Below are 7,531 nucleotides of genomic sequence, written 5' to 3' on the forward strand. Positions count from 1 at the left end.
TGTTATTAGCATGGGCCTCTTTTTATCCCTTACACTTCAAACTCATTGAAGATCATGAAAAATCAAACAATAAAGTTAATAGCCCCAGTTAGGCGCTATTAATTTTATAACCAGAATATGGGGAAGCGACTTTAATACCTAATGGCCAAATTGAATACGAATTCCAGCATTAACGGTAAATCCGTCATTACGAGACCAGATATCTGTGGTCCAGCGTCCACTTAGAGCTTGTTCAGGTAACAGTAAAGACTCATCTTTAGTTTGACGTACGTTAAGCAAGTTTTCTGCATTTAAAAAGTAACTCACTTTGCCAACAGTTATTTGGCCAAGCAAACCTAAGTGCCAGTACGCTTCACTCTTAGTACGATACGGATTATCCTCTAAGTGTTGTGTACCTGTGTAGTAAGCCTCAAAACCAACCATATGACTGCCATGTTCTTCCCACATCAGCACAGCACCTGCCGAGTGTTTTGGTGTAAGTGCTAGTGGTTCACGGCCAAAACCTGAGTCATTTAGTTTACTGGCATCTGTGTATAAATAACTACCCGTAAGCTTTAGAGCATTCCAGCGGTAACGAAGTAAAAACTCAGCACCACGAATTTCACTTTGACCAGGCGCATTAACAATACGTACTGTTTTATCTGAATCTGTGCCATATGGGTTAATCGTTTCAAGTTCAGTAACATTATCAACATCAGATGCAAACAAGGTCACACTCGTTTCTACACTGTCAAATACATAACTGATATCTACCGATGCCGTTGTTGCTCGTTCTTCTTCAAGGTTTTCAAGTGGCGCTAAATTTGATAAACCTGTGTCTTCAATGTCTTCAATAAAGGGCGTTGGGGCAAAAAAACCTTTGCCGTATGAGCCGCGAATTGTCCAGCTTTGTGGATTATATAGCATAGAAACACGCGGGCTGAATTGTACCCCGTATTCACTGTGCCAATCAGCACGGGCACTGAGAGACATTGAAATATCATTACTAGCTTCATAATCTAGCTGAGAAAATAATCCCGGCACTTGATATGTATAATTAAATTCTGAAAAGTCTTGTGAGTCAAAGCTATCAGATTGGTATGCTACGCCAACAAGCCATGCAGTAGCGTCGCTATAACCTGATACACTCGATTCAAATAAGTAACTTTCATGCGTATCAGTTTCTTCTACCAAGCCATAAACATGGTCATGTTCTTGGCGCATAGCAGAACCACGTATATTAAGGTTTAACTCATCTTCAAGTTGCTGGTCAAAAATAAAACCACTATCAAGCCTCAGTGAATCTTGGCTTTGTATATATGGGTTACCGTCAGGTGCTGTTTCACCATCTGCAGTGCCGCCATCACGCTCTTCCGTCATAGCACCAAAAGTCAGATATAGATTGGCGCCAGTTTCACTTTCCCAATATAAACGCGGACGAATACTTGCGCGCTGGTATCCAGCCATATCAAGCCAGCCGTCATCATCTAAATCTTTTTGCTCTTGATTATGTACTCCAGCGGTTACCGATGCACTTGTTGATTCGTTGATCGGCGACGCAAAATATGAGGTTATGTCTTGCCCATTTTTTGATGTCGCGTTCAATAACACTTCGCCTTCAAGTTCATCTGATGGCGTACGAGAAATTAAGTTAATCACACCGCCAAGTGCTGAACCTCCGTACAAAGAAGATGCCGAACCTTTAATAATTTCAACATTAGCAAGATCTGTTGGTGGAATTTGTAATAAACCAATGGATGCCGTTTGGCCACCATAAAGCGGTAAACCATCACTAAGCAGTTGTGTGTAACGACCATACAAACTTTGTAATCTGATATTGGCACTACCTAAGGCTGGAGATGTATTTTGCACGCGCACTCCCCCAGTCTCAGCTACCAGCATTGAGATATTACCCGGCCTCATTAAGGCTTTCTCTTGAATTTCTTCGCCGTTTATAATCTCAGTACGGGTTGCTGACTCAGTAACAATACGACCAAGGCGTGATGCAGTTACTTGAATTTTTTCAATTTTATTTTTTTCATGTTCATCATGATGATCATGGTGCTCATCTTCACTCGCGTAAGATATTGAAGGTGCTAACAGCACTGCGAGTGCAACTTTTGAATATTTAGTAAGCATTTTTTACCTCATAAATGCAAAGAACTGCGAAACGTTCGCAATTTAAAAAGTGATTTGTGTGTTTTATGCAGTGGGCTTAAACGCCCTAAGAGGTAAAAATGGGTGGTCGATAAAGTGAGCTGGCAATAAAGTGGGTATCCTTTGACTGTAGTGACAGCATAGATTCACTTAAAATGACTAACTCAGATAAAGAAAGGTTGGTATCTAAATAAACAGGGGAAATACAGGCGTTTGCTGGACAAATGCATTCGCTTTCACAACACTCTATTTCACAGCAGTCATCATTGTTTTCTGATGATTGTCCATCATAGGTATCGTTATCGAAGACTTTCATCTGGGCTGTAGATTGCAGATTAGAGTGAGTATCATTTACCGCCATAAAATGATAAGCCATCGCCTGCCCTACAAAGGCAACCAAGATGGTTATTATAATCAGTAATTTTGACAAGGGTTTATACATAAACATCTCTAATAATATTAGCGATAATTTTATGCGGTTTTTAGGTATAAGTGAAGAGGTGAGTAGAAAGTTTTCATAAGATAAATGAATGATGAAAAGGTCTATATTTATATTCCTCTGAGCATTTTTCATTCACAGTGTGTTTTTCTCGATCAATGATTTTCTATATGCTGATGGGCTTTGACCTACCAGTTTCTTAAAAGCGGTATTAAAAGTAGACTTGGAATTAAAACCAACGTCGAAGGCAATACTCGTGATTAACTTGTCGCTATTGATTAAAGCGGCCTTAGCTTCTTCTATCCGAAAACAATTAACGAATTGAAAAAATTTGGTATCCAAAAATTGAGAGAGTGTTTCTGAAATATGGTTTTCACTTTCAGAAATAGATTCTGATAGTTTGTTTAGCGATAAATTATCTTGCAAGAATAACTTATCTTCTTTCATTGCATGTTCTAGTTTTGATGCTATTTTTTGCATTTTTTCAGCGCTAAGTAATGCTGCTCTAGTTTGACCTTGTTCTGCCTGACTCACACGAGGTGAGCCTTTATCAGACTCATTTAGTAGTTTTTGATTGAGTGCCTTCTGAATAAAAATCGCCAGTGCTATCACCTCTAAAATAGGTAGTACAACACCTGTTCCAAACCAGCGCCAACCCAATGCACCAAGAGAAAATTCAATAGCATACATTAACCATACAGCGCCCCAAATTAATAGTACCGGTCTAAACCAGTCTAATGAACGTTGCTCTATTTCAGAAAATCGTTCCATAAGCTGTTGACGATGACCATTATGCAGCTTTAAAGCGGCAACTAAATACAAGAGTGTGTATAAAATGAAAACAAAAGTGGTAAAAAGACAGGTAAATACAGCGATTTTCCAAAGTTCAGGATCTCTTGTTGAAGGCGTAGCCAAAGCGATCTTTTCGGCGGGGCTGATCATAAAAATAAAAGGGAGCATACCCAAAATCACTACGATGGGCCCAGACACTGCTAATATCACCATGCGTTTATCTGTGCTCTTATCTGGTGACATAGAAGCATAAGCATAAAAGTAGAGCGCAGAGCCAAGTAAAACCCTAAACGGAATGTGTGCTCCGGTTAGTGCAGGTGCATAAACAAATGCACCTGAATATACAAAAAGCTCTCCAGCCGAATGTGTCAGTAACAATAACAACAGCCCTTTAAGGCATAAGTTTTGTTTATTGTCAGGCCTTTTGAACACTTCTAATAATGCTAGTATTGTTATTCCCATAATGCAGGAAAATAAAACCGTGGGAAAAACGTGAACCATTAAATGACCAAAGAAAAATATTTTCTTTGATTATAGACCTAACATTTAACCGAATCTATCTATTTTATTGCAAGTCATTCAGCTTAGTCAGTAGCAGTCTCTTGATTTTGATTTACTGATATTCCTTTAAAAACTAACCATAGGCCGATAGTCAATTCAAACAATGCACCTGGCGCCATAGCATAAGCCAATTCTGAAGGAGCATTGTGCACTGCAATGTTAACAAAGCCGTATAACACCATTGTTGAATAGGTAATCATTCCCCAAATGGATAAAAATTTTGGAATATAACCAGAGATATAAAATAAATAACAATAAACTACGCCGCCGATACCCATTATAAATAATAGAATGTAATAACTAACACCATATAGTTTTGTAAAAAAGCGTGCTAACGCCTGTAACTGATTAGGTTCAAACGCCTGTAGATATTCGGCACCACTTAAGAACATTAATATCGTCAAGATGAACATAATGGCAACACAGCCCAAAAGCGCTTCGCCAAACCTAAAAATTAAACCTAATAAGGCTAAATTTTTGTTCACAGGTTTTAATACAACATAAAGTGCCCAAGAGAGAACCATCACTAAGACGAACATTATAAATTCAATTGCAATTGCAATTCTAAAAACCCCCTCTTGACCAGCGAAGTTTTCGACAGCATCTTTTGCTTTTAATAAAGAGCTAAGATCAAAAATCATCGAAGGAAAGGTCGCAATAATAATGATGAGTGCGTAGGTAACCCCTGCAATTTTAGTATAGTTATTCTTCATGTTAACCATTGAATTGGTCATTGAGTTTCCTTTTAGTTACTTTTAGTTAATAAGTTTTAATCTGTAAAGTAAGCTATTTTAATGGTGGTGTCGTTTTAATGGGCCTATTCAAACGTATTTTTTAGTTATTTAGCAAGATAGTCATTTTCACACCGATTAAAAGCTATCAAAGTTACGTTTGCTGATTGTTAAAATATGTTTATTGGAGTCAAAAATATTAACAGTTTTAAGAAATGGAGCAGTCAGAAGCAATGGTAACTCCATTTCGTAACAATTAACTTCAATTATTCTCTACAAGCTAATTGGCCCACCAGATACGATATTTAAAATGAAAGGTGTGTAGCCAATCATGCCCATAATCATCAGTATAATGATCATAAACAACAAACCACTTATTATGCATTTAACGCTATTCGAACTTTTTTCATTCGCATAAAAATACAGCTGCAAAATTAGAAGTGGTAAAACATAGCAGCCAAATGTCCACATATAAAAAAATGGGTCACCAAAGGCAGGGTTCATTCCCAGCATATTTCCCGTTACTAAGTAGCTAAATGTCCCTATCCTTAATATCCATTGCGCATTTGAAACAAGAAATAGTCGTATAGCCCATTTTCTGTGAGCAGAAAAATCCTTTTTAATAGCTAGACGAACAGTCAAATAAGCAAATGTTAATATTAAAAAACCATTGATCGTCGTGCCAATTTCAGGGATACCTATTGGATCAGGATCCCTTATCCACACTAAATAGAAACCGGATATTGCTAAGCAGAAAACCGTTAACAAGTAGATATAGCCATTTATTTTATGAAATTTAGGAAAGATATTTCGAACTTTAGGTATTAATTGCAATGCGCCACCAAAAGCGACTATGCCAGCACCGATAGCATGTGAAGCAAATGCAAGATTACCTGAAAAATCTCCTGCACGGTAAGGAGAGACGCCAAACTGTCCTAATACAACATTCCAATGTGCCATATTATCGTTTATTACTGAAGATCCATAAAACCCCATAATGTAATAAAAGAATAACCATTGGCCTATCAAAGTTGTGACAAACCAAAATGCCGCACTATATTTTAATGACTTATTTGCAAAGGATTGCTTTGCAAACTTATCCAATATACTTTTATTTACAGCTGTTTTATTTGTGTCTTGTATTTCATTTTCTATCTCTGAGCCCAAACCGGGATTGCGTGTATTGTCCATTTTAAAAGCCTCTTTGTTACTGCAATGGTTAGCATTATGAAAAAAGACTCATAAAATTCGCCCAAATGGGCCTATTCGAACATATTTTTTCAATTAATTGAAAAAATCGCTTATTTAATGACAAAACAACAAGCAAGCATCGAGTCGTATAGAATGGAAACAAATGTGATATAGATATTCATCACCCTCTTATCTTATATCTCCATTATAGTTTGTTAATAAAAAAGCCTTGTCTTGCAGGTTTTATAATTGAGGAATTATACAAATTTAAAGATATAATAGATTTTTGGATTTATACCGTCACCATTATTATAAAATAATAGGAATTTTATGCGTTTATTACATACAATGCTGCGTGTTGCAGATTTAGAAAAATCTATCGAATTTTATACCCAAGTACTTGGCATGAAAGAACTAAGACGTTCAGAGAATGAAGAATACCGTTATACTTTAGTTTTTGTAGGTTATGGTGATGAAGATTCAAACAGCGTGATAGAACTTACATTTAATTGGGATACTAACGAGTATGAACATGGCACTGCATTTGGTCATTTAGCTATTGAATATGATGATATCTATAAAGCATGTGACAATATCAAACAATTAGGTGGTGTTGTTAGCCGTGAGCCAGGTCCAGTGCTTGGTGGTTCAACTGAGATTGCTTTTGTAAAAGATCCTGATGGTTATTCAATAGAGTTAATTCAAAAGAAGTAAATTGAACTACACATAAAATAGAGCTGAATTACGATTTATACCAATCCCAATAAATATGTGATCAATCTAAATGGTTTAAATATACAATAGCTGTGTTGCCTGCATGGATGCAGGTACTTAGGTTTAGTCTGAAACTATAAACCGGTGCTCTTGAAAATTTATCCTAATTTATATTAGATCACTAACTTAATGAATTGGTATTAACTCTCATTCTCCATAACCAAATTAGACTTTTGTAAGAAAGTCACAAAATAATTGCTATAGGATATAGGACTTTCACATAGGGTTTGATAAAGCATCAGACAAGATCTAAGAGAAAAATAGATATAGGGTTAAAAAGCAATATAGATTAGATGTTCTTGAAGTGATTTAACCTATGACTTCTGACTCAACTCTTAAAAAAGAGTGGCGTCCCCAAGGGGATTCGAACCCCTGTTACCGCCGTGAAAGGGCGGTGTCCTAGGCCTCTAGACGATGGGGACACAGTGTTTATTGCTAAACTATCAGTGTCACTAGGACTGGTTATTTAAACTCTCACCATATGAGCTTCGCATAAGCGATTAAATTGTATTGCTGACTTTCACATTCTCATTAAAGAAAGTGGCGTCCCCAAGGGGATTCGAACCCCTGTTACCGCCGTGAAAGGGCGGTGTCCTAGGCCTCTAGACGATGGGGACACAGTTGTTTTTATTTTACTTTTATAAAAAAGTATAAAAACGGTCAGTGTCACTAGGACTGGTTATTTAAACTCTCACCATATGAGTTTCGCCTAAGCGATTAAATTGTATTGCTGACTTTCACATTCTAATTAAAGAAGTGGCGTCCCCAAGGGGATTCGAACCCCTGTTACCGCCGTGAAAGGGCGGTGTCCTAGGCCTCTAGACGATGGGGACACAGTTGTTTTTATTTTACTTTTATAAAAAAGTATAAAAACGGTCAGTGTCACTAGGACTGGTTATTTAAACTC

Annotated in this window: 6 protein-coding genes and 3 tRNA genes; 1 reads left to right on the forward strand and 8 read right to left on the reverse strand. The window is 37.1% G+C overall.

Annotated features, from left to right (window positions below):
* Positions 1–138 precede the first annotated feature (138 nt).
* From KO527_RS21515 to KO527_RS21535, 5 genes are all read right to left on the reverse strand, one after another.
* Entirely contained in the window at positions 139–2,118 is a 1,980-nt protein-coding gene (locus KO527_RS21515; protein ID WP_216042296.1) for a TonB-dependent receptor, read from the reverse strand.
* 85 nt (positions 2,119–2,203) lie between these two features.
* Positions 2,204–2,512, reverse strand: a complete 309-nt coding sequence (locus KO527_RS21520; RefSeq protein ID WP_216042297.1) for a hypothetical protein — start codon at positions 2,510–2,512, stop codon at positions 2,204–2,206.
* Between the two features lie 198 nt (positions 2,513–2,710).
* Entirely contained in the window at positions 2,711–3,868 is a 1,158-nt protein-coding gene (locus KO527_RS21525; protein ID WP_216042298.1) for an AraC family transcriptional regulator, read from the reverse strand.
* 83 nt (positions 3,869–3,951) lie between these two features.
* Positions 3,952–4,662 (reverse strand): DUF4386 domain-containing protein, encoded by a 711-nt coding sequence (locus KO527_RS21530; protein ID WP_216042299.1) that lies wholly within the window; start codon positions 4,660–4,662, stop codon positions 3,952–3,954.
* Between the two features lie 270 nt (positions 4,663–4,932).
* On the reverse strand, positions 4,933–5,850 hold the full coding sequence (locus tag KO527_RS21535; protein ID WP_216042300.1) for a DUF2306 domain-containing protein: 918 nt from the start codon (positions 5,848–5,850) through the stop codon (positions 4,933–4,935).
* 330 nt (positions 5,851–6,180) lie between these two features.
* On the opposite strand from KO527_RS21535, the gene gloA reads away from it, so the two are divergent.
* On the forward strand, positions 6,181–6,564 hold the full coding sequence (gene gloA, locus KO527_RS21540) for a lactoylglutathione lyase (protein ID WP_216042301.1): 384 nt from the start codon (positions 6,181–6,183) through the stop codon (positions 6,562–6,564).
* 406 nt (positions 6,565–6,970) lie between these two features.
* Here the strand turns inward: gloA and KO527_RS21545 are convergent.
* The 3 genes from KO527_RS21545 to KO527_RS21555 form a co-directional block, all read right to left on the reverse strand.
* Positions 6,971–7,046: transfer RNA gene (locus KO527_RS21545), tRNA-Glu, on the reverse strand.
* A gap of 119 nt (positions 7,047–7,165) precedes the next feature.
* A tRNA-Glu gene (locus KO527_RS21550) sits at positions 7,166–7,241 on the reverse strand.
* 140 nt (positions 7,242–7,381) lie between these two features.
* A tRNA-Glu gene (locus KO527_RS21555) sits at positions 7,382–7,457 on the reverse strand.
* Positions 7,458–7,531 lie beyond the last annotated feature (74 nt).

Origin of the sequence: Pseudoalteromonas sp. C2R02, assembly GCF_018860845.1 — a bacterium.
In the GTDB taxonomy this organism is placed as follows: Bacteria; Pseudomonadota; Gammaproteobacteria; order Enterobacterales; family Alteromonadaceae; genus Pseudoalteromonas.

Bases quoted from the DNA above. Each gene is read 5' to 3' on its own strand.
- KO527_RS21530 (WP_216042299.1), bottom strand. From the start codon at position 4,662: ATGACCAATTCAATGGTTAACATGAAGAATAACTATACTAAAATTGCA.
- KO527_RS21520 (WP_216042297.1), bottom strand. From the start codon at position 2,512: ATGGCTTATCATTTTATGGCGGTAAATGATACTCACTCTAATCTGCAA.
- KO527_RS21515 (WP_216042296.1), bottom strand. From the start codon at position 2,118: ATGCTTACTAAATATTCAAAAGTTGCACTCGCAGTGCTGTTAGCACCT.
- KO527_RS21525 (WP_216042298.1), bottom strand. From the start codon at position 3,868: ATGGTTCACGTTTTTCCCACGGTTTTATTTTCCTGCATTATGGGAATA.
- KO527_RS21535 (WP_216042300.1), bottom strand. From the start codon at position 5,850: ATGGACAATACACGCAATCCCGGTTTGGGCTCAGAGATAGAAAATGAA.
- gloA (WP_216042301.1), top strand. From the start codon at position 6,181: ATGCGTTTATTACATACAATGCTGCGTGTTGCAGATTTAGAAAAATCT.